Annotated in this window: 26 protein-coding genes and 1 tRNA gene; 20 read left to right on the top strand and 7 right to left on the bottom strand. The window is 67.9% G+C overall.

Annotated elements, in window-relative coordinates:
• Nucleotides 1-41 precede the first annotated feature (41 nt).
• The gene (locus tag JYG37_RS28330; RefSeq protein ID WP_050012387.1) at nucleotides 42-1319 is read right to left on the bottom strand and encodes an HAD family hydrolase; all 1278 of its coding nucleotides are present in this window, start codon (nucleotides 1317-1319) and stop codon (nucleotides 42-44) included.
• 507 nt (nucleotides 1320-1826) lie between these two features.
• Here JYG37_RS28330 and JYG37_RS28325 point away from each other — a divergent pair.
• The 9 genes from JYG37_RS28325 to JYG37_RS28285 all read left to right on the top strand — a co-directional run bounded on the left by JYG37_RS28325 (nucleotide 1827) and on the right by JYG37_RS28285 (nucleotide 8704).
• Entirely contained in the window at nucleotides 1827-2726 is a 900-nt protein-coding gene (locus tag JYG37_RS28325; protein ID WP_050012386.1) for a M24 family metallopeptidase, read from the top strand.
• A gap of 44 nt (nucleotides 2727-2770) precedes the next feature.
• Complete coding sequence (locus JYG37_RS28320; protein ID WP_089489595.1) at nucleotides 2771-4558, top strand: SDR family oxidoreductase; 1788 nt, start codon at nucleotides 2771-2773, stop codon at nucleotides 4556-4558.
• A 35-nt stretch (nucleotides 4559-4593) separates the two neighbouring features.
• Nucleotides 4594-5499: a metal-dependent hydrolase gene (locus JYG37_RS28315; RefSeq protein WP_089489596.1), complete on the top strand. Its 906-nt coding sequence runs from the start codon at nucleotides 4594-4596 to the stop codon at nucleotides 5497-5499.
• Nucleotides 5500-5577: 78 nt separating this feature from the next.
• The gene (locus JYG37_RS28310; protein WP_050012383.1) at nucleotides 5578-5865 is read left to right on the top strand and encodes a hypothetical protein; all 288 of its coding nucleotides are present in this window, start codon (nucleotides 5578-5580) and stop codon (nucleotides 5863-5865) included.
• A 25-nt stretch (nucleotides 5866-5890) separates the two neighbouring features.
• Nucleotides 5891-6127: a hypothetical protein gene (locus JYG37_RS28305; RefSeq protein WP_050012382.1), complete on the top strand. Its 237-nt coding sequence runs from the start codon at nucleotides 5891-5893 to the stop codon at nucleotides 6125-6127.
• Nucleotides 6128-6239: 112 nt separating this feature from the next.
• On the top strand, nucleotides 6240-6389 hold the full coding sequence (locus JYG37_RS28300; protein WP_160300503.1) for a hypothetical protein: 150 nt from the start codon (nucleotides 6240-6242) through the stop codon (nucleotides 6387-6389).
• Between the two features lie 146 nt (nucleotides 6390-6535).
• Nucleotides 6536-7126 carry a DsbC family protein gene (locus tag JYG37_RS28295; RefSeq protein WP_080334175.1) on the top strand — a complete coding sequence of 197 codons (591 nt, stop codon included), beginning with the start codon at nucleotides 6536-6538 and terminating at the stop codon, nucleotides 7124-7126.
• A 493-nt stretch (nucleotides 7127-7619) separates the two neighbouring features.
• A complete protein-coding gene (locus tag JYG37_RS28290) occupies nucleotides 7620-7988 on the top strand; it encodes a DUF2917 domain-containing protein (RefSeq protein ID WP_050012380.1) in 369 nt (122 codons plus the stop codon).
• Nucleotides 7989-8329: 341 nt separating this feature from the next.
• Nucleotides 8330-8704, top strand: a complete 375-nt coding sequence (locus JYG37_RS28285; protein ID WP_050012379.1) for a DUF2917 domain-containing protein — start codon at nucleotides 8330-8332, stop codon at nucleotides 8702-8704.
• 160 nt (nucleotides 8705-8864) lie between these two features.
• Here JYG37_RS28285 and JYG37_RS28280 read toward each other — a convergent pair whose 3' ends face one another.
• On the bottom strand, nucleotides 8865-9143 hold the full coding sequence (locus JYG37_RS28280; protein ID WP_006480752.1) for a hypothetical protein: 279 nt from the start codon (nucleotides 9141-9143) through the stop codon (nucleotides 8865-8867).
• 744 nt (nucleotides 9144-9887) lie between these two features.
• Here JYG37_RS28280 and JYG37_RS28275 point away from each other — a divergent pair.
• Nucleotides 9888-11189 (top strand): NCS2 family permease, encoded by a 1302-nt coding sequence (locus JYG37_RS28275; protein WP_050012378.1) that lies wholly within the window; start codon nucleotides 9888-9890, stop codon nucleotides 11187-11189.
• 242 nt (nucleotides 11190-11431) lie between these two features.
• On the opposite strand, the gene JYG37_RS28270 is transcribed toward JYG37_RS28275, so the two are convergent.
• Nucleotides 11432-11719 (bottom strand): DUF1488 family protein, encoded by a 288-nt coding sequence (locus JYG37_RS28270; RefSeq protein ID WP_006486743.1) that lies wholly within the window; start codon nucleotides 11717-11719, stop codon nucleotides 11432-11434.
• Nucleotides 11720-11959: 240 nt separating this feature from the next.
• Nucleotides 11960-12235, bottom strand: coding sequence for a DUF2964 family protein (locus JYG37_RS35100; protein ID WP_235356163.1), 276 nt, complete (start codon nucleotides 12233-12235; stop codon nucleotides 11960-11962).
• Between the two features lie 186 nt (nucleotides 12236-12421).
• Between JYG37_RS35100 and JYG37_RS28260 the strand changes: the two genes are divergently transcribed.
• The 8 genes from JYG37_RS28260 (at nucleotide 12422) to JYG37_RS28225 (ending at nucleotide 17877) form a co-directional block, all read left to right on the top strand.
• Nucleotides 12422-14335 (top strand): sigma-54-dependent Fis family transcriptional regulator, encoded by a 1914-nt coding sequence (locus tag JYG37_RS28260; protein ID WP_213346256.1) that lies wholly within the window; start codon nucleotides 12422-12424, stop codon nucleotides 14333-14335.
• Between the two features lie 82 nt (nucleotides 14336-14417).
• Nucleotides 14418-14720, top strand: coding sequence for a 2Fe-2S iron-sulfur cluster-binding protein (locus JYG37_RS28255; protein WP_050012376.1), 303 nt, complete (start codon nucleotides 14418-14420; stop codon nucleotides 14718-14720).
• A gap of 58 nt (nucleotides 14721-14778) precedes the next feature.
• Complete coding sequence (locus JYG37_RS28250; protein WP_213346255.1) at nucleotides 14779-15273, top strand: SRPBCC family protein; 495 nt, start codon at nucleotides 14779-14781, stop codon at nucleotides 15271-15273.
• 93 nt (nucleotides 15274-15366) lie between these two features.
• Nucleotides 15367-15744, top strand: coding sequence for a DUF2946 domain-containing protein (locus JYG37_RS28245; RefSeq protein WP_050012451.1), 378 nt, complete (start codon nucleotides 15367-15369; stop codon nucleotides 15742-15744).
• A 291-nt stretch (nucleotides 15745-16035) separates the two neighbouring features.
• Nucleotides 16036-16401 carry a copper resistance CopC family protein gene (locus JYG37_RS28240; protein ID WP_050012375.1) on the top strand — a complete coding sequence of 122 codons (366 nt, stop codon included), beginning with the start codon at nucleotides 16036-16038 and terminating at the stop codon, nucleotides 16399-16401.
• A gap of 92 nt (nucleotides 16402-16493) precedes the next feature.
• Nucleotides 16494-16937: a copper chaperone PCu(A)C gene (locus JYG37_RS28235; protein WP_213346254.1), complete on the top strand. Its 444-nt coding sequence runs from the start codon at nucleotides 16494-16496 to the stop codon at nucleotides 16935-16937.
• Nucleotides 16938-16969: 32 nt separating this feature from the next.
• Nucleotides 16970-17143: a hypothetical protein gene (locus JYG37_RS28230; protein WP_165948044.1), complete on the top strand. Its 174-nt coding sequence runs from the start codon at nucleotides 16970-16972 to the stop codon at nucleotides 17141-17143.
• Nucleotides 17144-17244: 101 nt separating this feature from the next.
• Nucleotides 17245-17877: a LysE family translocator gene (locus JYG37_RS28225; protein WP_213346253.1), complete on the top strand. Its 633-nt coding sequence runs from the start codon at nucleotides 17245-17247 to the stop codon at nucleotides 17875-17877.
• A gap of 10 nt (nucleotides 17878-17887) precedes the next feature.
• Here JYG37_RS28225 and JYG37_RS28220 read toward each other — a convergent pair whose 3' ends face one another.
• Nucleotides 17888-19201: a leucine-rich repeat-containing protein kinase family protein gene (locus JYG37_RS28220; protein WP_213346252.1), complete on the bottom strand. Its 1314-nt coding sequence runs from the start codon at nucleotides 19199-19201 to the stop codon at nucleotides 17888-17890.
• Nucleotides 19202-19344: 143 nt separating this feature from the next.
• On the opposite strand from JYG37_RS28220, the gene JYG37_RS28215 reads away from it, so the two are divergent.
• Nucleotides 19345-19429 (top strand) — tRNA-Leu (locus tag JYG37_RS28215).
• A 74-nt stretch (nucleotides 19430-19503) separates the two neighbouring features.
• Here JYG37_RS28215 and JYG37_RS28210 read toward each other — a convergent pair.
• Complete coding sequence (locus JYG37_RS28210) at nucleotides 19504-20376, bottom strand: LysR family transcriptional regulator (protein WP_050012372.1); 873 nt, start codon at nucleotides 20374-20376, stop codon at nucleotides 19504-19506.
• Between the two features lie 141 nt (nucleotides 20377-20517).
• Here JYG37_RS28210 and JYG37_RS28205 point away from each other — a divergent pair, with 141 nt between their 5' ends.
• Nucleotides 20518-21759 carry an MFS transporter gene (locus tag JYG37_RS28205; protein WP_089489601.1) on the top strand — a complete coding sequence of 414 codons (1242 nt, stop codon included), beginning with the start codon at nucleotides 20518-20520 and terminating at the stop codon, nucleotides 21757-21759.
• Between the two features lie 84 nt (nucleotides 21760-21843).
• On the opposite strand, the gene JYG37_RS28200 is transcribed toward JYG37_RS28205, so the two are convergent.
• Nucleotides 21844-23091, bottom strand: a complete 1248-nt coding sequence (locus JYG37_RS28200; protein WP_050012370.1) for a RhtX/FptX family siderophore transporter — start codon at nucleotides 23089-23091, stop codon at nucleotides 21844-21846.
• Nucleotides 23092-23098 lie beyond the last annotated feature (7 nt).

The following is a 23098-nucleotide window of genomic DNA, read 5'->3' as shown; positions in this document are numbered from 1 at the left end:
CCGATAAGCGCGGGCGCGTGGGCTGCGCCGCCCCGCCCGCGTCAGGCCAGCAGCTTGCGTTCGGCCTTGCCGTACTTGATCGACTTCTCGTCCGGGATCATCAGCCCCGTGTGCTCGTCGCGGCCCTGCAGCAGGAAGCGCGCGTCCGGGTTGCCGATCTGTTCGGCCGCGAGCTTGCTGTCCGCGCCGATCTCGCCCTTCTTCATCCGGTTGACGATCACGCCGGCCGCGGTGTCCTTGAAATCGCGCAGCATCCACGCGTCGCCGTCGCTGTCGCCGAACACCAGCAGCGGGCCGTAGCCCTTCTTCGACGCGAGCACGTTGCGAATGCCCACCGTCTTGCCCGGCCCCCAGTTGAAATGCCAGCCGGCCGGATAGGTGCTCGTGTACTTGCCGTCCTGCATGTCGAGACGCAGGCCGATCACGTTCTCGGGCGGCACGCCGTAGCCGTAGTTCGGATTGCCGGCGAATACGCGCACGACGTCGTCGAGCGACGCGGTGCTCACGTACACGTCGATGCCGTTCGCACGCAGCGTATGCATCACCGCGCGGATTTCCTCGTGAATGCGGATGCCGTGGAAATGCGTATCGGCCACCACGCCTGCCTTGCCCGGCAGCGCTTTCGGGCTTTCGTAGCGGACCTTGCGCAGCGCGTCGCCGATCCCGTGGTTGTTCGACGCTTCCGCCATCGCCTGCAATTCAGCGGTCGTCATGTTCTTGTAGAAGTAGATGATCCACTTGTAGCCGACTTCGAGCGGGTGCGTGTCGCAGATCGCGTCGTACATGAAGTACAGCTTCGCGCGGAAATCCTTGAACGGATCGGTCTCGCGAATCTCGTCGAGGCTCTTGTCGCCGCCGAGGCCCTTGTAATTCGCATGGAGCCAGCGGTAGTCGGACTCCACGTCGGCGGCGAGGTCCTCCATCGTCACCGGCTTGCCGTCGACGGTCGTGTAGTCCTTCATGAACGCGCCCTTCGGCACGTCCTTCCACATCACGGCGACGAACTCGTCCGGCGTCAGCTTGTACTGCAGATGGTTGATCTGGTACATCAGCAGCGCTTCTTCGCAGTCGTTCATGATGCACGTGTTGTCCCAGTCGAACACCGCATACGGGCGGCGCTTCGCGTCGTAGCGCGCGCTCTTGACGCCATGCCGGTCGAGCACCGCCTGCAGGCGCGCGGCGTTGAACGGCGACCAGCGGCCCGGGTCCAGCGCGTCCGGCGCGGTGGCGCTCTTCGCGCCGGCGATGCCGGCCTTGAGCATCAGCGGCGTCGCGGCGGTCGCCGCGGCAAGGGTGTTCATGAACCGGCGGCGTTGCATGGTCTCTCTCCGTGGAAATGTCGAATCGGCTCGGTCGCTGCCCCGCGCGACGCGCGGCACACCGGCCTCGCGAAGCCGAAAAGGCTTCGAATCGGGGCGGATGATGTGACGAAATTATTTCGGCAATTTGACAGCGTCGTGCCACGACGCGACGGGGAGTTGATCCGGCGCGACATGCCGGGCGGGCGCCGGAGCCTCGCGGGGGGCTCCCGGCCGGCTCCCCCGCCTAGGACGCGTGAGCACGCACCAACCCTCCGGCCCCGACCGCCGCAAACCTAGAGCTTCCCCTCCATTTCGACCGTTCATTAGGAGAAGCCCTCATCCCCAAGGGCTGGCGTATGAGACCAAACCGGCTATGATTGTTACATCGAACAATGGCACATTAAATGCTGGCTGAATAATCCGCTCGGGATCATCGGCGGAGGCGTTCCGGATCAGCGCCCCAGCCTCGCACTGGACCCGCGTCGCGCCGAGACGCAAACGCGGGCCGACACATGGAGACGCATCATGACCGCCCACCATCCGCTGCCGGAAGTCCACCTCGACGAACTGCCGCAATTCCGCGCGGTTCAGCAGCTTGCCTACCGCTGCGTCGAGACCGTCGGCGCGATGCTCTATCCGGGCATCACCGAAAAGGAAGCCGCGCGCCTGCTGACCGAATGGCTGCAGGATCACGGCGTGCACGACTGGCTGCACAAGCCGTTCGCATGGTTCGGCGACCGCACCGCGTTCGACGGCTTCTCCGGCCTCAGGCACATGGGCGGCTTCAATCTCGCGTTCTTCCCGAGCAACCGCCAGCTCGAAACCGACATGCCGGTAATCCTCGACGTCGCGCCGGTGCTCGACGGCATCGTCGCCGACGTCGGCTACGCGCACTGTCTCGGCCGCAACCCGATTCTCGAGCAGTTGCAGGACGACCTGATGGACCATCGCGACCTGATCGTGCGGCTCGTGAAGGCGCGCCGGCCAATGGCGGAAGTCGCACAGGAAGTCGACGCGCTGTGCCGCCGCCAGGGCGTCGAGCCGCGTCACAAGGCGTATCCGTTCAAGGTGCTCGCGCATCGCGTCGCGAAGATCCACAAGCTGTCGAAGCCGCGCTTCGTCGCGCGCTTCGGGCTGAATGCGACGCGCAACCTGCTGCTCGACCAGGGCCGCGCGGCGAAACGGCAGGGCTGGTCGCCGCTGTGGTCGATCGACCGCCGCTCCGAGCATGCGCCGGTGCCGGGCCTGTGGGCCGTCGAGCCGCATCTCGGCTTCGCCGGCGTCGGCGCGAAATTCGAGGAACTGCTCGTGATCACCGACGACGACGCGTACTGGCTCGACGACGACCTGCCGCACGTGCGCCGCTGGCAGCGCCGCCAGGCTGAACGCGCGCAGGCCGCGGCGAACGTTCCGGCCGCCGCCTGACGCGCCCGCACCTCTCCCTCGACTCCCTGAACGACGGACTCACGATGCAGCCTCTTTCCGACGAAGCGCCGCTGGCCCTGTTCGAATCGGTTCACGGCGAAACGGCGGTCGCCTCCGGCGACCTGACGCTCGCGGTCCGGACCTGGGGCGACCCGGCCCGCTCGCCGGTCGTGCTCGTGCACGGCTATCCCGACGACAGCAGCGTCTGGCAGCACGTCGCGCCGCTGCTCGCGCGCCGACACTACGTGATCGCGTACGACGTGCGCGGCGCGGGCCTGTCCGGCGTGCCGACGCGCACGGCCGACTACCATCTCGCGAAGCTGACCGACGATTTCGTCGCGGTGATCGATGCGCTCTGCCCCGGCCGGGCCGTGCACCTGGTCGCACACGACTGGGGGTCGATCCAGGGCTGGGAATTCGTCACCGATCCGCGCCTGGCCGGCCGTATCGCGTCGTATACGTCGTGCTCGGGGCCGTGCCTCGACCACGTCGGCTTCTGGCTGCGCGAACGCGTGCTGCACCCGACGCCCGCATCGCTCGCCAGGCTCGGCGGCCAGCTCGTGCGCTCGTGGTACGTGTATCTGTTCCACCTGCCGTTTCTTCCCGAACTCGGCTGGCGGCTGTGGCTGGGCCGCGCGTGGCCGGGCCTGCTGCGCCGGCTCGAGAAAACGCCTGTCGCGCCGCGCCCGACCCAGGCCGACGACGGCGCGCGCGGCGTGCGCCTGTATCGCGCGAACTTCATCCGCTGCCTGTTCGCGCCGCGCGAACGCTATGCGCACGCACCGGTGCAGACGATCGTGCCGCTCGGCGACAAATACGTGAGCCCCGCGCTGTCGGAGAACCTGTCGCGCTGGGTGCCGCAGTACTATCGCCGCGAAGTCGCGGCCGGCCACTGGCTGCCGCTCGCCGATCCCGCGCGCATCGCGGATCTCGCCGGGCAATTGATCGACGCGGTCGAATCCGGCAACGAACCGCCCGCGCTCGCGAACGCGCGCCGCCGCGCCACCAGCGGGCGCTTCGGCGGCGAGGTCGCGGTCGTCACCGGCGCGGGCAGCGGGATCGGCCGCTGCGCGGCGCTGGCCTTCGCCCGCGAAGGCGCGACGGTCGTCGCATGCGACATCGATTTCGCGAGCGCCGAACGCACCGCGCTGCTCATCGGGCTGACCGGCGCGCACGCGCATGCGAAGCGCGTCGACGTCGGGTCCGCCGACGAAATGGAAACGCTCGCGGCATGGGTCGGCAGCGAACTCGGCGGCGCGGACGTCGTGATCAACAACGCGGGCATCGGCATGGCCGGCGGCATCCTCGACACGAGCACGCGGCACTGGGAGCGCATCCTGCACGTGAATCTGTGGGGCGTGATCCACGGCTCGCGGTTGTTCGCGCAGCAGATGGCCGCGCGCGGCACCGGCGGGCACATCGTCAATACCGCATCGGCCGCCGCGTTCGGGCCGTCGCGCGACCTGCCCGCGTATGCGACGACGAAGGCCGCGGTGCTGATGCTCAGCGAATGCATGCGCGCGGAGCTCGCGGACAAAGGCATCGGCGTGACGGCCGTGTGCCCCGGTTTCGCGGAGACGGGAATCATGGCGTCGACGCACTACGCGGGCGCCGACGCGCAGGACGAAGCACGGCTGCGCAAGCGCGCGACCAGGCTGTACCAGATGCGCGGCCTGAAACCCGAAACCGTCGCGCAGGCGATCGTCGACGGCGTGCTGCGCAACCGCCCCGTCGTCGCGGTCGGCGGCGAAGCGCACGCGCTGCGCTTCGTCGGCCGCTTCATGCCGTGGCTGGGCCGGATGATCGCGCGCATCAGCATGGCGTCGCATTGACGGCGCACGACGCCGCACAAGGACAGGGGGACAACATGACCGATACCGCCGACTATCACAAGATCAGGGCCCGGCACGTGAAGTTCGACTTCAGCGACACGCCGGTCACCTGGGTGCCGAACGATCCGGGCAGCACGCACATCATCAACACGCTGAACCTGCTGTTCCCGGAAGGCGAGCTGTGGTTCTGCCGCGTGTACAACAAGGCGCTGCCGCTGATCGCCGATGCACGCCTGCGCGACGAAGCCGAAGGCTTCCTGCGGCAGGAAGCCGTGCATTCGCGCTCGCACGGCGGCGTACTGAAGCACTACTACGACCGCCACGGCATCGACACGAAGCCGTTCACGCAGAAGCTCAACCGGCTGTTCACGCGCGTGCTCGGCGAAGCCCCGCTCGGGCTGAAGATCGGCCATACGCGCTTCTGGCTGCGGCAACAACTCGCGGTGATCGCGTCGCTCGAGCATTTCTTCGGCTATCTCGGCAACTGGGTGCTGAACGCGCACGGGCTCGACGAAGGCCGTGCGGACCCGACGATGGTCGACCTGCTGCGCTGGCACGGCGCCGAGGAAGTCGAGCACCGCACCGTCGCGTTCGACATCTACCGGCACCTGGGCGGCACCTATCCGGAGCGCTGCGTGCACATGGCGTTCGTGATCCTGCTGCTGCTCTACTACATCACGACCGGGGCGAAGTTCATGTACCGGCGCGACCCGGACGCCGGCCGCTACCCGGGCTTCGTGCTCGCGTGGTGGCAGGGTTCGCGGCGCGGGCACCTGCCGTCGTTCTGGAAGGTGATCGGCGCGGCGCTGCGCTATTTCAAGCCGGGCTATACGCCGCACCGCGAAGGCTCGACCGAGCAGGCGCTCGCGTACCTCGCGCGCTCGCCGGCCGCGCAGGCGGCCGCGCACGGCGGCAACTGGGGCACGACGAAAGGCGCATAAGCGGGCTTCCGGCCGGTTCGGGGGCGGCGCCCGCCGAAATGCGTACAATCGCGGCTTCAATTTCCCGGAGGTGCCGCGATGGCCATGAAGAAAACCGATCTCGAAAAGAACAAGGCGCTCAAGCTGACGCATGCGATGAAACAGTCGAGCTCCGCGCGTTTCGGCAAGGGCGCCGACGAAGCGGCCAAGCTGGACCGTCGCGCGCAGCGCAAGCTCGACCAGGAACAGGGCCTCGTGCCGTTCGCGTGCAAGCTCAACGCCGAGCTGGTCGAACAACTGAAGGCCCGCGCGGCCACGCACCCGGCAGGGATGACGGGCCTGCTGTCCGAGCTGCTCGTGAACGGCCTCGCGCAACGCGACGCGTAACCCGCGCCCGCATCGAAAACTGTCGTTGACGCCGCCGCTGCGCGGCGACGCGCTCGCTCGCGTGCCGGTGTTCGCGCTCATCGCCATCGCGCTCCATCGCCGGGCACATGCACGAATCGGCGCGTCATCGGTGGCGCTGGTGCGTGAGCGCGCCGATCAGTACCGCCGCCCCTCACACAAGGCCTCGCCGGAAACGGTCGAGGCCTTTTTTTCGAGCTTGCGCGCCAGCGGGAACAAGGGACCGAAAGCACTCGCGTATTGAGATTCTTTTCAGGAAGTTGGTCGCATCGATGCCGCGTGGACACAATACGAATCCCGAACGCCTTGTGTCACCCCAAAAGGCGTTCCCACCCATCGAAACCGGAGATTATCTGATGAACGCATCCCGAGTGATACTTGCTCTCGCCGCAGCATTCGCCGTCAGCGGCAACGCCGTGGCCTGCGACGATCCTGACCACGACGCGCCCGCTGCCCAGCAACAGACCAGCGACCAGGCGAGCACGGAGGAAGCAGCCAGCCGCTGAGCGCCGCGCGCGTTGCCCGAGCAAGCCGGCACGATGCCCGGTCGCCCGGGCATCGCCGACTCGTTCACGGCATGCACTGAACCGGGCTCGCACTCGTTTTTCATCTGGTGTGCGGACCTTCCACATTATTCGCATACCGTATCAATATGACCAAACGAACACTGCTCCAGTTGACCGTGCTTGCGAGCCTGCTCGCGAGCCTCCCCTCCATCCTGAACGCGGCGCCCGCACCGGCAAGTCACGGCGCGCCTGCGGCGTCTTCCGGCGCGATCGCGCTGCCCTCCGGCACCCGCATTGCGGAGCGCGACACCGGCCGGGTTCTCGCGTCGATGGCGCGCGACCACGCGATCAAGACGGTTCGCGGCAACGGCAAGCGCACGCTCTATGTCTTCTCCGATCCGGATTGTTCCCATTGCAAAAGACTGGAGCGCACGCTTGAACGGATCGACAACGTCACCATTCACACCTTCCTCTATCCGCTCGAGGGACTCCATCCGCAGGCCGCCGTGCATGCGCGTGGCGTCTGGTGCGCGAATGACCGGAATGCGGCGTGGAAAGCGTGGATGATCGACAACGCGCAACCTGCCGCCGGCACGTGTGCCGCACCGCTCGCGCAGATCCGCTCGCTCGGCCTTGCGTTGGGCCTGCGCGGCACGCCGACGCTGTTCAACGCGAACGGCCGCATGATGTCCGGTGCGGTTTCCGCACCCGCCATCGAAACGTTGCTGAACGACTGAACCTGCTCGAAGAAATGCGCGCATCAGGTGCTGGCGGCGAGACGCGGGCCCGTGCTCCGAGGAGTGGAATCGAGGTCGGGGCGTTGCGCCGCCTGCGAGATCGCCCACGGGTCGATGCCTTGCTTTTGCACCTCCTCGAGAAATGACACCCGTGTGCGCCAGTAATCCGCCTGTAATTTCGCATCGATGACGGGCCTGCTGTCCGAGCTGCTCGTGAACGGCCTTGCACAACGCGACGCGTAACCGCCACGTATCTCGAAATTGCCGTTGACAGCGCCGCGCTGCCACGACACACTCGTTCGCATGCCTATGCTCAAGCCCAACGCCATCGCGCATAAAACACGAGTGAACGCCCATGCGTGGCGATCACCGGGGGCGCTTGTGCGTTAGCATCGAGATTCAGTTGCGCATGTCACGAGGCCTCGCCGGAAACGGATGAGGCCTTTTGTTTTGGTGCGCGTCATCCCGCCCGGCTCAACGGATGGAGATGACGATGGACCAAGCAAGCCGGCTGGTTGTTTGTCGCGATCGGCGCCGCACCGACGCAATCGCATTGCCGAGCGTCGAGCTGCATTTCACGGTCGCGCCGCGCAGGACGCTGGCGTGGCGTGCCCGGCACGACGCCGAGATCCGTGTGCACGATGCGACGCTGTGGATCACGCGGCTGGGCAGCGTCGACGATTACTGGATTCGAACCGGCGACGTGCTGCGCGTGCAGCGCGGCGATCGCATCTGGATCAGCACCGACGACGAGCGGCCCGCCGCAGCCTCGATCACGACCGTGTACGTGACGAAGCGCGACGCGTGGCTTGCGCGCGCGCTCGCGCAGTTGCGCACCATGCTGGGCGAACGACGTCGATGATGTCCCGAGCGACGCATCGTGCATCGCTGCGCGCTCGATCCGCGCGCGCAGCGACCTCGTGAAACGCAGCACGCGCGCGGCAACGTATCGCCTGCGCCTCTCCCGAAAATAGTCGTTGACAACACTGCGGCCCGACAACAAAATCGATCGCATGCCTACGTTCAAGCTCATCGCCGTCGCGATTCATTGCTCGATGAACATTCGAAAGAATGATTCACGGGAGGCGCTTGTGCGTTAGCAATCGAGCAGTACCGCATGTCACACAAGGCCTCGCCGGAAACGGATGAGGCCTTTTTGTTCTGGTGCGCGTCATCCGTCCGGCTCACTGAATGGAGAAGACGATGGACCAGGCAAGCCAGCTGTTTGATCGTCCCGATCGGCGCCGCACCGGCACGATCGCACTACCGACTGTCGTGATCCGTTTCGCGATCGCGCCGCGCACGACGATGACCTGGCGCGCGCCGCAGGATGCGGAGCTCCGCGCGCATGGCGCGGCGCTGTGGGTCACGCGCCCGCCGAGCGTCGACGACGACTGGGTGCGGCCCGGCGACGTGCTGCGCATCGCGCGCGGCGAGCGCATCTGGATCGGCACCGACGCCGACCGATCGGCCGAAGCGACGATCACGACCGCGTACGTGCGCCGCGGCGAGCGCTTCAGGCGCGCGCTCGCGCAAGTGCAACGTTTGCTCGTCGGGATAGGGAGAAGCAGCGGATGAGCGACGTGCCGTCAAGCACGCGAGACGCGGAACGGCCGCGACCGGAAACGGACGCACCCGCGGCGCAGCACGCCGCAGGTGCGCATCGAATGCCGCGGCACACCAGTGCGTGCCGCGAGCGATCGCACGCCGTGCGCAACGACCGGATGCAGTGTGCGCATCAGGTGCTGGCGGCGAGGCGCGGGCCCGTGCTCCGTGGAGTGGAATCGAGGTCGGGACGTTGCGCTGCCTGCGAGGTCACCCACGGATCGATGCCCTGCTTCTGCACCTCTTCGAGGAATGACACTCGTGTACGCCAGTAATCCGCTTGTAATTTCGCATCGATGACGCGCTGTTCGGCTGCGAACAGTTCCATGCGCGCCGTCACGAGCATCGATGCAGCGGTTTTTTCCGGCGTGGGGGCGTGTCGCATCGCCCAACGGCTGATCCAGTTCAACATGCTGACCTCCGTGATTTACGGACGAACCCGCATCGGGCAATCGCAATCTGCCGCGCCTGACCGGCCGTGCCTGCCCAAACGCGCAACGGCCTTGACCGCCATTCACCGCCTGGCCTGCACGGACTGCGACTCCCCCGCGTCGGCAATTACCGGCCGGCGTGTGCATGCGCGGTGTATCTATCCTAGAAAGACTTGCCGGTTTATGCGATGGGGTCTTGCAATCTTTTACACAGAAACCACAGTCGCGCCCGCATCGCGAAATGACAGTTGCGGACGGGACGGCTTCGGCGCAGGATAGCCCGATATCTGCAGCCGCCTGGGCTGATGAATGGCAGCTGCCGGGCATTCGTACCGGCCGCGCGCACGTGCGGGCGCGCGGTTTCAGTCGCAAGCCGTCGCACACTCGCCATGCGCGACGCGGCCGCCGTGCCGTTGCGCACGCATCGGCCGGTTTTCCGCATTCCTCCTGCTTCCGCTTCCTTCGTTTCGCCCGTTTCCGCCATTTCTGCCGGTCCGCGCCGCGCGAACCGGTAAAATGCGCGCCTTCGTCGCGCGGCCGGGCTGCCAGGCCGTTCGCGCGCAGGCAACCGATCGTGCCCTCCAACTATATCGTCCGAGCTATCCGCGCTATTACAATCCGCCGATAGCCGCGCAATAGTGGCTGGTTACATTAAGCCCGCCGCGCGCTGCCTGTAGAACAATTCGGCACAACAATCAACACGATCCGACCGGAGAAACGCCTTCATGGAATCCATCAAGCGGTATTTCGGCTTCGCTGAAGCCGGCACCGACTTCCGCACCGAGATACTCGCGGGCGTCACCACGTTCCTGACGATGGCCTACATCATCTTCGTCAACCCCGCGATCCTCGGCGATGCCGGCATGCCGAAGGAATCCGTGTTCGTCGCGACCTGCCTCGTCGCGGCGCTGGCGTCGATCATCATGGGGCTGTACGCGAACTACCCGATCGCCTGCGCGCCCGGCATGGGCCTGAACGCGTATTTCGCGTACACGGTCGTCAAGGGGATGGGCTTCACGTGGCAGGCCGCGCTCGGCGCGGTGTTCATCTCCGGCTGCCTGTTCCTGCTCGTCACGCTGTTCCGCGTGCGCGAGGCGATCGTCAACGGCATTCCGAAATCGCTGCGGATCTCGATCACCGCCGGTATCGGCCTGTTCCTCGGCATCATCTCGCTGAAGACGTCGGGCGTGATCGTCGGCAACCCGGCCACGCTCGTCACGCTCGGCGACCTGCACAAGCCCACGACGATCCTCGCGATCGTCGGCTTCTTCACGATCGTCACGCTCGACCACCTGCGCGTGCGCGGCGCGATCCTGATCGGCATCATCGGCGTCACGGTGCTGTCGTTCTTCTTCGGCGACAACCAGTTCCACGGCGTGTTCTCCGCGCCGCCGTCGATCGATGCAACGCTGTTCAAGCTCGACATCGGCGCCGCGCTGTCGACCGGCATCATCAACGTGATCCTCGTGTTCTTCCTCGTCGAGCTGTTCGATGCGACGGGTACGCTGATGGGCGTCGCGAACCGCGCGGGCCTGCTCGTCGAGGGCAAGATGAACCGCCTGAACAAGGCGCTGCTCGCCGACAGCACGGCAATCGTCGCGGGCTCGGTGCTCGGCACGTCGTCGACCACTGCGTATATCGAAAGCGCGTCGGGCGTGCAGGCCGGCGGCCGCACGGGCGTGACGGCGATCACCGTCGCGGTGCTGTTCCTCGCGTGCCTGTTCATCGCCCCGCTCGCCGGCGTCGTGCCGGCCTACGCAACGGCGCCGGCGCTGCTGTACGTGTCGTGCCTGATGCTGCGCGAGATGGTCGAAGTACCGTGGGACGATGCGACGGAAGCCGTGCCGGCCGCGCTGACCGCGCTGCTGATGCCGTTCACGTACTCGATCGCGAACGGCGTCGCGTTCGGCTTCATCGCATACGGCGGCCTCAAGCTGCTGACGGGCCAGGCGCGCACGGTCAAGCCGATCGTGTGGATCATCGCGGCCGTGTTCCTGTTCCGCTTCTTCTATCTCGGCAGCGAGTAAGCGAAGCGCATCGCAGCGCGGCATGATGAAAAAACGCCACCTCCGGGTGGCGTTTCTGTTTCCTCGCGATTTTTTCTGCGATCCCGAGAATCGCCGCGCCGCGCTGCGTCGTGCGTGCGCCCGGTCGACCGGTGCCGCCCGCATACGAAAATGCCGCCCGGCCCCACCGAACGGCATTGCGTGAAAGGCGGCGTCTTCGCGTGCGCCGCGCCCGGGCGCGCCGCGAGACGGGCGTCGTGCCGTCAGCGCCAGTTCGCCTCGTAGAAACGCACGTAGCCGCTGCGCAGCGTCACGCATTGCGCGCGCGTTTCCGACAGCAGGCGCCGTGCGGCCGCCTCGATACGCTCGCGGTGCTGGTCGAATGCGCCGACCATGTCCTCGAAGCGCGGCGATGCCGCGCCGAAGTGGTCTTCCAGCGCCTCGGCGGTGATCTGGCATTGGACCCGCTCGCCATTGACCAGCGCCGTGAACCCCAGCATCAGGTCACGCCCCGAATACTCCGGCTTCTCGTTCGTGAAATGGATCTGCATGGGAGCCGCCTCGACCGGTAGAAAACGAATGACCGCGTCCGTCGTCCGCTACCGGCCGGACGAAATGTACGCGGGCTCGCCGGCGGAGGCCCCGACCGCGGAGTGTGGCGCGGTCGCTGCATGCCGGTTGAATTCCACTTTAGACGGTTTCGCGCGGGACACAAAAATTTCGGTGTGCGTCGTTCCGACGCGCATTTCGTCTGATCTGCGCGGCATCCGGCACCGTTTCGGAAAACGGCGTCAGTGCGGATCGGTCGGCCAGATGTTGAGCGCGATCGCGGCGGTCGTGACGCCCACCGCAATCGCGGCCGCCCCGTATCTCACCGCATCGGTCAGATCGAACAGCAATCCGTGGATCGCCACGGCAATGCCGCCCAGCATGATGAAGGTGGCGATGGCCGCCAGCACGACTCTCAGTTCCGTCCGAACCATGATGCGTCTCCCGAACGGATGCATGTCGCGTCGCATGCATGTTGCAGTGCGGAACACGGCGCGTGCGTGCTCCATTTCCATCATTGCAGGCGGGCGCTTGAAAGCAAGGGGATTTTATCGGCAGTCGCGCATCGCACGTGGCGCTTGTATGATGATGCGTACCCGGACGAACGGCTGTCGCGCCCCATGGTGCGCCGCGAGCGGAGACGCACTCCGCCGCCGCTTCCGATCCGGTCGGCCCCGGCGGCTCCGGGGAACAGGAGACACATCATGCCGCAACCCTTCGTGCTGCCCGCCACCGCGGGGCGTACCGACCTGCTCGCGCAGGCGCATGCGCGTTCGACCGCGGTCGGCCTGCGCGCGCACGAGCGTCCCGATTTCGCGCCGCTGTCGCGCGTCGCGCTGCGCGAACTGCTCGACACGAACCACACGCTGTTCTCGCACGCCCGCCCGGTGATGGAGGATCTCCATGCGCAGATCGCCGAGACCCAAAGCCTCGTGCTGCTGACCGACGCCGACGGCGTGATCCTGCACAGCATCGGCGATGCCGACTTCATCGAGAAAGCCAACCGCGTCGCGCTGTGCAACGGCGTGTCGTGGGCCGAAGGCGCACGCGGCACCAACGCGATCGGCACCGCGCTCGCGTCGGGCCAGGCCGTCGTCGTGCACGGTGCCGAACACTTCCTGCGCGCGAACCACATCCTCACCTGCGCGTGCGCGCCGATCGTCGATCCGTTCGGCCGCACGCTCGGCACGCTGGACGTGAGCGGCGACCCGCGCGGCTCCAGCCCGCATACGCTCGCGCTCGTGCGGATGTCCGCGCAGCTGATCGAGAACCACCTGTTCGCGAACCAGTGCGGCGAAGCGCTGCGGCTGCGCTTTCACGCCCACGAGGATTGCGTCGATTCGCTGTTCGCCGGGCTCGTCGCGTTCGGCCCCGACGGCGGGCTGATCGCCGCGAACCGCAGCGCCCAATTCCAGCTCGGCGCGTCGTTCGACGCGCTGCAGCATCAGGCCAGCGACGCGTTGTTCGGCATGCGCTTCGCCCAGCTCGCGCAGCAGGCCGCGCGCGCGCCGGGCGCCACGTTCCGTCTCACGCTGTCGACCGGCGTGCGCGTGCTCGCCCGCTGCGAATTCCCTGAAGCGCAGAAAACGACCGTCGCCGTCACCCCGCCGGCACCGGCCGCACGCGTGCGGGCGCCGGACCCCGATGCGATCACGTTCGCGACGCTCGACACCGGCGACGCGCGCATGGCCGCCGTGCTCGAACGCGTCGCGAAGATCCGCGGGCGCGACCTGCCGCTGCTGATCCTCGGCCAGACCGGCACCGGCAAGGAATGGCTCGCCCGCGCGCTGCACCAGGCGTCGCCGCGCGCGGACGGCCCGTTCGTCGCGGTCAACTGCGCGGCGCTGCCCGATTCGCTGATCGAGGCCGAACTGTTCGGCTATGAGGACGGCGCGTTCACCGGCGCGCGCAAGCGCGGCAGCCCCGGCAAGATCGCGCAGGCCGACGGCGGCACGCTGTTTCTCGACGAAATCGGCGACATGCCGCTCGCGCAGCAGGTTCGGCTGATGCGCGTGCTGCAGGAACGCGCGGTGATGCCGCTCGGCGGCGCACGCGCGGTGCCGGTCGACGTGCGCGTGGTATGCGCGACCCACCGCGACCTGCGCGCGATGATCGCGGACGGCACGTTCCGCGAGGATCTGTTCTACCGGATCAACGGGCTCGCGGTCACGCTGCCGGCGCTCGCCGCACGCACCGACCTGCCGGCGCTCGTCGAGCGGATCCTCGCGCGGCTCGCGCGCAGCGAGCCGATGCCGCGCCGCCTCGCGGCCGACGTGCTCGACGCGTTCACGCGCCACCGCTGGCCCGGCAACCTGCGGCAGATGACCAACGTGCTGCGCACGGCCGGCATGCTCGCCGAAGACGAAGCCGAGATCACGCTCGCGCATTTGCCCGACGATTTCTGGCTCGACTGCGACGATGCGGCCACTACGTCGGCGGCAGCCATACCGGCCGCATCGATCCCATCGGCCGGCAAACGCGAAGGCACGACGTTGCACAGCCACCAGGCCGCGATGATCGATGCGGTGCTCGCGCGGCATGGCGGCAACGTATCGGCGGCCGCGCGCGAGCTCGGCCTCGCCCGCAACACCGTGTACCGGTATCTGCGGCGGCACTGACGCACGCGGCTGGCGGCCGTCGGCCGCCGGCGGCTTCGGGTATGCTTGGCGCGTTGCCGCCGAACCGCCGCCCGCTTCACTCATGACCGATCCAGAACACCCGCCCGTCGTGCGCATCGAGCCGCTCGGCGCAAGCTTCGACGCACCCGATACGCTGACCGTGCTCGAAGCCGCCGCGTTCGCACGCGTATCGCTGCCGCGCTCGTGCCGCAACGGCACGTGCCGAAGCTGCCTTTGCCGGATCGTCAGCGGCAGCGTACGCTACACGATCGAATGGCCGGGGCTCTCCCGCGACGAAAAGGCCGACGGCTATACGCTGCCGTGCGTGGCCGTCGCGACGTCGGACCTCGTGCTCGACGTGCCCGACGCAGCCATGCTCGACTAGACGCGGCGCGCGGCCGCGCGCGTCGTTCTGCAACGCTCGATCCTGCATGGAGAACATGATGGTCCAGCAAACCGATCGCATCGAAAAACAGACGCTGCTCGCCGCGTCGCCCGACCGCGTGTGGGCAGCCGTCAGCAACTCCGGCGAATTCGGCCAGTGGTTCGGCGTGTCGTTCGACGGCCCGTTCGAGGCCGGCCAGTCGCTGTTCGGTCGCATCACGCCGACCCGCGTCGACGACGACGTCGCCAAGGCGCAGGAGCCCTATGCGGGCACCGTGTTCGAAATCGTCGTCGACCGTATCGAACCCAAGCAACTGTTCTCGTTTCGCTGGCATCCGTTCGCGATCGATCCGAATGTCGATTACGCGTCGGAACCGATGACGCTCGTCACGTTCACGCTCGCGGCACAGGCCGGCGGCACGCTGCTCACGGTCACCGAAACGGGTTTCGACCAGTTGATCGAAGCGCGTCGCGCGACGGCGCTCGACATGAACGACCAGGGCTGGGCCGCGCAGATGACACTGCTCGCGAAGTATCTGGCGCTGCACGCATAGCGCGCCGCGATGCCGCAGGTGGGTGCCGACCGGCGAACCGACGTGCGTGGCATAATCGCCCGCATCGTCAGTCCACCCGCCGCCGTGCATCGCATGCTGAGTCGTCGCCTCCGGAAGATCGGCAGTCTGATCGGGATGTTCGCCATCCTGATGACGGCGCTCGCGCCGACAATCTCTCAGGCGCTGACCACGCAGGGGCGCGTCGACGCGCTGCTGGCCGGCTACTGTTCGGCCGCGCCGGCCGCCGGCGACCGCTCCGCCGATGCGTCGACGAAAAGCCTGCAGGCCCATCTGCAGGCATGCGGCTACTGCAGCCTGCTTGCCCATACGCCCGCGCTACCCGCTCCCGAACTGACGTTCGCGGCCCGCGTGCACGCGATCGAGCATCGCGCGGCAACCCGCTTCGAAAGCCTGCGCCGCGCGCTGCCGCTCACGGCCGCGCAACCGCGCGCGCCGCCGTTCACGTCCTGATCCGTCGCCATTGCGCGTGATGCCGTCGTGCATCGCGTCGCCCGCGCACGCCGCCCGCGTGCGCGACATGTCACGTTTCGAAGGACGATCATGTCTCACCCTGCTGCGCGCGGCGTCGTGCCGGGTGCGCGGTTGGCCGCCACCGGTTCGGATTGCCGTGCCTGCATTCGCCCGCATGCGAATGCGCGCCCTCGCACGTCCGCGCTAAGCGTCGCCGACATCGATGCCGCTCGCGCAGCCGTCCGTCGAATCCGTCTTTTTCCATCCGATTCGTTACTCGCACACCCCGCCATGAAAACCGCTACTTTCGTTCGCGGCGCACTCGCCGCACTCGGCTTCGTCGCCCTCCACGCCGCGCATGCGCACGCGCTCCCGAAAATGCAGGACCCGGCGCCCAACGCCACGCTGTCGAGCGCGCCGCACGCGGTCACGATCGATTTCGGCGAAGCGCTCGAGCCCGCGTTCAGCTCGATCGCCGTGACCGACAGCCAAGGGCAATCGGTCGTCGACGGGAAGTCGGCCGTCGACGCCGGCAACCGGAAGCGGATGCACGTCGCACTGGCGAGCCTGAAGCCCGGCGCCTATACCGTCGCGTGGATCGCGGTGGCCAGCGACGGCCATCGCACGCACGGCCGCTATGCATTCACGCTGAAGTAACGCACGTCACGCCGGGAATGCGCATCGGCGCCCCGTGCCGACCGCATTCGCATCGATGCCGTCGGCATCGCACCCGATAAGGAGAACAAATGATGAAACGCCCTCTTCCGACTGCCCTGCTCATCGCGCTGGCGCTGCACGCGTCCGCCACCTTCGCCGCGCCGGCCATCCAGGCCGATGCGTGCTGGATCCGCACGATGCCGGCGACGGTGCCGTCGTCCGGCTACTTCACGCTGAAGAACGGCGGCGACGCGCCCGCGACGCTGACCGGTATCGACACGCCCGCCTACGGGATGGCGATGGTGCATGAAACGCAGACGAGCGGCAGCACCGCGAAGATGGTGCACGTCGACTCGGTCGCCGTGCCGGCGCACGGCACGCTGACGTTCAAGCCGAAGAGCTATCACGTGATGCTGGAGGAACCGCGCCAGGCCGTCGCGCCCGGCACGAAGGTGCCGCTCCGGCTGCACTTCGCGGACGGCTCGACCGTGTCCGTGACCTGCGACGCGAAGGCGCCGACCTACGCCGGCCAGTAATGCCGCCGACCTCACGACCGAAGGAGAGGCACATGAAAAACCGCCTGCCGCTGGCCGACCTGATCGTCCGCTACCGGACCCCGCTGAACGTCGCGGTACTGATCGCCTGCGGATTATGGGCCGCGTGGATCGCGTGGATGACGCGGCCTGCCGCCATCGATACGCCGCCGTCGATTCCCGCGTACTGCATGCGCGACGCGCGCTGACGCGCCGCTACCGCACGGTTCCGGCGGTAGCGGTCCGCGCCATTATTGGCGTGCGATCATCGCTTCATCCCGACCGCCGGAACCGCCTTTCGGAGCGCCGCATGTCCATTCAGACCTGGATGCTGTTTGCCGCAGCCTATCTCGCCACGACGCTGTCGCCGGGCCCCAACGTGCTGCTCGTGATTCGCAACACGGTGCGCTACGGCGCGCACGGCACCGCCGCGACGATCGCCGGCAACCTCGTCGCGCAGGGCGTGGTCGTGCTGCTGGTCGCGCTCGGCGTCGGCGCGGTGCTGGCGGCGATACCGCCGCTGTTCGTCGCGATGAAGGTGATCGGCGCAGCGTACCTGATGGTTCTGGGGGTCCGGCAGTTGCGCGGCGACCGCCAGGCCGGCGTCGCATCGAGCGGCGCGGCGGAACTCGCCGTGCCCGATCGCCGGAAGCTGTTCCGCGAAGCGCTGTTCGTGTCGGGCAGCAATCCGAAGACGATGATCTTCCTGTCCGCGTTCATGCCGCAGTTCGTCGTGCACGATCGCCCGCTCGCGCTGCAGTTCGTCGTGATGTACGCGACGATCGCGTGCACGGTCGTGGTCGTTCACAGCGTCTATTCGGCCGGCGTGCGCCGCCTGCATCGCGGCGTCGGCATGAGCCGCGCGGTGCGCGCGCTCAAGCGTGCGAGCGGGTTGCTGTTCGTCGGGCTCGGTATCAAGCTGCTGACCGCGCGGCAGGCGTAAGCCGCCCCCATCAGCCCATGCGAGCGGCCAGCGCGGCCGTGATCTCGTCGAACGACGGCCGCGCGTCGACGTCCTCGTTCATGCACGCCGCCGCCAGCGCATCGAGCGCGCCGGCGTGCGGTTCGCAGCGCTCGAGCAATTCGCCGAGCAGATAGCCGAACGCGCGCACTTCGAGCCGCTCGAACCTCGCGCCGCGCGTGCGCTCGTTCACGTCGTACAGCGACGCCGCCCCGAAATCGCCGAGCAACGCGCCGCCTGCGCCGTCGTGCAGGATGTTGTGCGCATACAGGTCGCCATGCATGATGCCGCGCGCATGCAGATGGGCGGCGACCGACGCGATGCCGTGCGCGATCCGCAACGCGTGCGCCGGATCGAATTTGGTATCGGCGACATAGACGTCGCGCGTGCAGGACGCGAAGCTCGGTGGCCCGGCGAGGTTCGTCAGCGCAGGATCGACCTGCTCCATCACGAGGCCGTGCGTGCCGTCCGGATGCCCGCGCACCTTGCCGATCACCGGGATCAGGTACGGGTGGCGGCCGGCATGCAGGCATGCGGCCATTTCGCAATCGGGCAGGCCGTCGCTCGTCACCGCGCCCTTGAACAGCTTGAGCGCGACCGTCCGCGGCGGATGGCCGTCCGCCCGCCATTGCGCGCGATAAATGACACCCGACGCGCCCTCGCCCAGTTTCCGTTCACATGACAGCGCGGCCCAGTCGATCTCCGCGACGTCCGACCCGGCGGACGCCGCGGCCTCCGGCGCCGCGCCGAACGGATTGCCGGCAACGGCGAGCCACGCGAGACGCGGCAGACGCAGCAGCCAGTCCGGCAACGCGGGCAGCCGGTTCGCCGACAGGCGCACCAGCTCCAGCGCGCGGCATGCGGCCATTTCCGCGGGCAGCGCCCGCAGCCGATTGCCGGCCAGCATGAGCTTCTGCAACCGCGCGCAGTCGCCGATGTCGGCCGGCAGTTCGTCGATCGCATTGTCGGTCAGGATCAGCCAGCGCAGCGCACGCGGCAGCGCGCCGCGCGGCACCGTGCGGATCCGGTTCGCCTTGAAGCCGATCATGTCGAGTCGTTCGCACGCGCCGAGCACGTCGGGGAACGCGGTGAAGCGGTTGCCCGACGCGAACAGAATGCGCAAGCGATGCAGCCGCGGCAGGTCGTCGGGCAACGCGGACAGCGCATTGCCGGTCAGGTCGAGCACTTCGAGCGTGTCGGCCAGATCGAAGATCTCGCGCGGAAATTCGGTCAGTCCGCACGCGAGCTTCAGTTGCCGCGCGCCCGACAGTTGGCCGGCCTGCAGTTGTTCGAGGGTGTGGGTCACGGGGAGAAAACGGGAGGCGGTTGCGGGGACCCGTCGGGTCGATCGGACGAATTCTACCGGGATCGACGAGGTGCCCGTACACGACCTTGTCATCCCCCCTTCACAAATGCGAAATGTGACGTTAGAATTGCGCCCCTTGCAGTGCCGACGTGGTGAAATTGGTAGACACGCTATCTTGAGGGGGTAGTGGCGAAAGCTGTGCGAGTTCGAGTCTCGCCGTCGGCACCAGATGCGCTTTCCTCGCATTCCCGCATTTCAGAAACCCGCGACAGCAGATGGCTTCGCGGGTTTTTTGTTGCCCGCTACGCGAGCAGCAGAAAATTCCGCACCACCGCGGACGGCTCGTCGCAGCGCGACGCAATGGCCAGCCTCGCGCGAAACCGGTTGCCCGCGAACGGCCGGTATACGACCCCGGGAACCTGCACCTGCGTAATTGCCTTCGGCACGACCGACACGCCGAGGCCCGCCGCCACCAGCGTCACCGCGGACGCGATCTGCGGCGCCGGTTGCGCCATGCGCGGCTCGAACCCGGCGGCCTTGCACGCGGCGACGATATCGTCGAACAGCGCGCCGCCGGCCGCGCGCGGCACCTGCACGAACGACTCGTCGGCCAGCTCCGCCAGCTCGATGCGCCGGCGCTGCGCCAGCCGATGCGCGACGGGCAGCGCGACGAACATCGGCTCCTCGTCCCAGTCGGCTACCCGCAGCGTCGCGGCCACGCGGCGCTCGGGCCGCACGATCGCGACGTCGAGGCGCCCGGCCTCCAGCGCCTCCAGCAGCACACCCGACGTCGCTTCCTGCAACGTCAGTTCCGCATCCGGAAACGCCTCGCGAAAGCGGCGAATCAGATCCGACACCTTCGGATTGAACGCGGCCGTCCCGGTGAAGCCAACCCGCAAATGGCCGGTTTCCCCGCGCGCGGCGCGTCTCGCCGCCCGTGCCGCGCGCTCGGCATCGTCGAGCACGCGTCGCGCCTCTTCCGCGAAAACCTCGCCCGCCAGCGTCAGCTCGGCGCCGCGCGCGGTCCGCTTGAACAGCTCCACGCCGAGCTCGTTCTCCAGCGCCTTGATCTGCTGGCTCAATGGCGGCTGGCCGATGCCGAGCGTTTCGGCGGCCTTCGTGAAATTCGATGCGGCCGCGACGGCCAGAAAGTAGCGGAGATGCCGGAGTTCCATGCGTGACGTGACCTCGCGGGGTGAGTCGGGTTGGCGCGTGAGCCAGTGTTAAAACATATTGCTGCGGTTCATTTCATATATTGGACATATACATGACCGTGCGCAAGAATTCGTGTATTCCGTCGCACATCGAGTGCCCTCATGTCCTCCGCTTCGATTTCCCGCTCCATGCCCGGTACGCAACCGTCCGCGCCCGATGCGCTGCCGGCCGGCGTGTCCCCGCGCTCGGCCGCGTACAAGCGCATCGCGTTCGCGCTGTTCCTCGCCGGCTTTTCTACCTTCTCGCTGCTGTACTGCGTGCAGCCGCTGCTTCCCGCGTTCGCCCGCGAATTCAACGTCGGCGCGGCGTCGAGTTCGCTGTCGCTATCGCTGTCGACGGGCATGCTCGCGGTGTCGATCCTGTGCGCCGGCGCGCTGTCCGAACGGGTCGGGCGGCGCGGGCTGATGTTCGTGTCGATGACGCTGGCCGCGCTGTTCAATCTGCTCGCCGCGCTGTCGCCGAACTGGCACCTGCTGCTCGTCTGCCGTGCGCTCGAAGGCTTCGCGCTGGGCGGCGTGCCGGCGGTGGCGATGGCCTATCTCGCGGAAGAAATCGCCGCGGACGGGCTCGGCTTCTCGATGGGGCTCTATGTCGGCGGCACCGCGTTCGGCGGCATGATCGGACGGATCGGGATGAGCGCGCTCGAGGAGCACTTCTCGTGGCGCACGGCGATGCTGTCGATCGGCGTCGTCGATCTGCTCGCGGCGCTCGCGTTCGTGATGCTGCTGCCGGCGTCGCGACGCTTCGTGAAGCGCACCGACCTGACGCTGCGTCACCACCTGCGGCTGTGGCACGCGCAATTGCGTCACGCACGCCTGCCGTTCGTGTTCGCGATCGGCTTCCTCGTGATGGGCGCGTTCGTGACGATCTACAACTACGCCGGGTTCCGGCTCATGGCGGCGCCGTTCAACCTGAGCCCGACCGCCTGCGGGCTGATCTTCGGGGCCTATCTGTTCGGGATGGTGTCGTCGTCGAGCGCCGGCGCGCTCGCCGATCGTCTCGGGCGGGCGCCGGTCCTCGTCAGCGGCATCGTCGTGTTCGCGGCGGGCCTCGCGCTGACGCTGTCGCACTCGCTCGTCGCGATCGTCGTCGGCATCGTGCTCGTGACGATCGGCTTCTTCGTCGCGCACTCGGTCGCGAGCGGCTGGGTCGGCGCGCTCGCGGGCGCCGCGAAAGGGCATGCGGCGTCGCTGTATCTGCTCGCCTACTATGTCGGGTCGAGCGTGCTCGGCTCGGTCGGCGGCACATTCTGGCAACGCGGCGCGTGGACGAGCGTCGCCGCGTATGTCGCGGTGCTGCTCGCCGTCGCATTGCTGGCCGCGCGGCGGTTGAGCCGTGCTTGAGCGGCGCGTGAACCGTGCATGATGCGACGCGGTTCGGCGCGACGCGCGGCCCGCACCACGCACCGCGCGCCGGCCGCGCAACCATCACGACACCAGCGCATCGTCCCCCTTCACCGCATACGCCGCCTCGCGCCGCCGCAGCGTCATCGCGATCAGCGCCGCCAGCACCGCGAGCGCGACGCCCGTGAGAAACCCGCCGGTATAACCCACCTTCGCGGTCAGCGACAGAATCGTCGACGACGCAATCAGCTCGCCGAGATCGCGCGTGCTCTGCACGGCCGTCACGTCGGTGCCGGCCTGATCGCTGCCGCCCGCGAAGCGCATGCCGGCCGTCATGATCGACACCGACGTGATGCCGGTCGCCAGCGAGCCGAGCACCGTGCACAGCCACGCCCACGACGGCGACACCGGCAGCCACCCGCTCGCCTGCGCGAACCACAGCAGCGCCGCCGCGCCCGCGCAGCTCACGCCGGCCGTAAACGCGCGCCACAGGCCGAGCGCCCTCACGAGCCACGCGCCGCCGCCGCACCCGAGCACGACCGTCACGACGCCGCCCGCCATCCCGAGCGTGCCGATCGCATCGAGCGACCAGCCCGCGTCGTTGAGGAACAGCTTCGACAGGCCGAAGCCCGATACGGCGGTCATCGCCGACAGCAGCGCGAGCGACAGCAGCGACCACGAACGCGGCCGCTTCGCGAAACGCACGAGGCTCGCCTCATGTTCGGGCCGGGCGCGCGCGCGATCCGCGTCGCGCGGCAACACCCCCAGCACGCAGACGAGGCTCGCGAGCGGCACGGCCGCCAGCGCAAGAAACGCGGTGGGCTGGCCGAACATGCCGATCAGCGTCAACGTGCCGGCGCCGCCGCCGAAGAAGCCGATCATCACGCCCGCGATCTGGATCGCGTTGATCTTCGCGAGCGTGTCGCCGCTGAAATGCTCGGCGGCCATCCCGTCGTTCGCGATGTCCTGCGTCGCGCTCGCGAGCGACGCGACGGCCAGCAGCCCGACCGCCCAGCTCGCCGTCGCGACCGTCATCCCGATCTGCGCGAGGCAGACGAGACACAGCACGACGATCGTCTGCATCGGCAGCATCCAGCTGCGCCGCCGGCCGATGCGGGGCGACCAGCGATTGTCGACGACGGGCGCCCACAGGAATTTCACGACCCACGGCAACCCGACGAGCGGCAGGAACGCGAGCGCATGAAGCGGCGCGCCGTCGTGGCGCAGCAGCGTCGGCATCGCGTCCATCGCGATGCCGATCGGGATGCCCTGTGACAGGTAAAGCAGCGTGATCGTGACGACCAGGCGGCGATGTTCGAACAGATCGCGCATCGAAGTC

It is taken from the genome of Burkholderia sp. LAS2, from assembly GCF_018417615.1.
Classification (GTDB): domain Bacteria; phylum Pseudomonadota; class Gammaproteobacteria; order Burkholderiales; family Burkholderiaceae; genus Burkholderia; species Burkholderia sola.
The sequence above is the reverse complement of the archived record's forward strand: the minus strand, read 5'-3'. Positions and strand labels throughout refer to the sequence as shown.

Bases quoted from the DNA above. Each gene is read 5' to 3' on its own strand.
- JYG37_RS28330 (WP_050012387.1), bottom strand. From the start codon at position 1,319: ATGCAACGCCGCCGGTTCATGAACACCCTTGCCGCGGCGACCGCCGCG.
- JYG37_RS28325 (WP_050012386.1), top strand. From the start codon at position 1,827: ATGACCGCCCACCATCCGCTGCCGGAAGTCCACCTCGACGAACTGCCG.
- JYG37_RS28320 (WP_089489595.1), top strand. From the start codon at position 2,771: ATGCAGCCTCTTTCCGACGAAGCGCCGCTGGCCCTGTTCGAATCGGTT.
- JYG37_RS28315 (WP_089489596.1), top strand. From the start codon at position 4,594: ATGACCGATACCGCCGACTATCACAAGATCAGGGCCCGGCACGTGAAG.
- JYG37_RS28310 (WP_050012383.1), top strand. From the start codon at position 5,578: ATGGCCATGAAGAAAACCGATCTCGAAAAGAACAAGGCGCTCAAGCTG.
- JYG37_RS28300 (WP_160300503.1), top strand. From the start codon at position 6,240: ATGAACGCATCCCGAGTGATACTTGCTCTCGCCGCAGCATTCGCCGTC.
- JYG37_RS28295 (WP_080334175.1), top strand. From the start codon at position 6,536: ATGACCAAACGAACACTGCTCCAGTTGACCGTGCTTGCGAGCCTGCTC.
- JYG37_RS28290 (WP_050012380.1), top strand. From the start codon at position 7,620: ATGGACCAAGCAAGCCGGCTGGTTGTTTGTCGCGATCGGCGCCGCACC.
- JYG37_RS28285 (WP_050012379.1), top strand. From the start codon at position 8,330: ATGGACCAGGCAAGCCAGCTGTTTGATCGTCCCGATCGGCGCCGCACC.
- JYG37_RS28280 (WP_006480752.1), bottom strand. From the start codon at position 9,143: ATGTTGAACTGGATCAGCCGTTGGGCGATGCGACACGCCCCCACGCCG.
- JYG37_RS28275 (WP_050012378.1), top strand. From the start codon at position 9,888: ATGGAATCCATCAAGCGGTATTTCGGCTTCGCTGAAGCCGGCACCGAC.
- JYG37_RS28270 (WP_006486743.1), bottom strand. From the start codon at position 11,719: ATGCAGATCCATTTCACGAACGAGAAGCCGGAGTATTCGGGGCGTGAC.
- JYG37_RS35100 (WP_235356163.1), bottom strand. From the start codon at position 12,235: ATGATGGAAATGGAGCACGCACGCGCCGTGTTCCGCACTGCAACATGC.
- JYG37_RS28260 (WP_213346256.1), top strand. From the start codon at position 12,422: ATGCCGCAACCCTTCGTGCTGCCCGCCACCGCGGGGCGTACCGACCTG.
- JYG37_RS28255 (WP_050012376.1), top strand. From the start codon at position 14,418: ATGACCGATCCAGAACACCCGCCCGTCGTGCGCATCGAGCCGCTCGGC.
- JYG37_RS28250 (WP_213346255.1), top strand. From the start codon at position 14,779: ATGGTCCAGCAAACCGATCGCATCGAAAAACAGACGCTGCTCGCCGCG.
- JYG37_RS28245 (WP_050012451.1), top strand. From the start codon at position 15,367: ATGCTGAGTCGTCGCCTCCGGAAGATCGGCAGTCTGATCGGGATGTTC.
- JYG37_RS28240 (WP_050012375.1), top strand. From the start codon at position 16,036: ATGAAAACCGCTACTTTCGTTCGCGGCGCACTCGCCGCACTCGGCTTC.
- JYG37_RS28235 (WP_213346254.1), top strand. From the start codon at position 16,494: ATGAAACGCCCTCTTCCGACTGCCCTGCTCATCGCGCTGGCGCTGCAC.
- JYG37_RS28230 (WP_165948044.1), top strand. From the start codon at position 16,970: ATGAAAAACCGCCTGCCGCTGGCCGACCTGATCGTCCGCTACCGGACC.
- JYG37_RS28225 (WP_213346253.1), top strand. From the start codon at position 17,245: ATGTCCATTCAGACCTGGATGCTGTTTGCCGCAGCCTATCTCGCCACG.
- JYG37_RS28210 (WP_050012372.1), bottom strand. From the start codon at position 20,376: ATGGAACTCCGGCATCTCCGCTACTTTCTGGCCGTCGCGGCCGCATCG.
- JYG37_RS28205 (WP_089489601.1), top strand. From the start codon at position 20,518: ATGTCCTCCGCTTCGATTTCCCGCTCCATGCCCGGTACGCAACCGTCC.
- JYG37_RS28200 (WP_050012370.1), bottom strand. From the start codon at position 23,091: ATGCGCGATCTGTTCGAACATCGCCGCCTGGTCGTCACGATCACGCTG.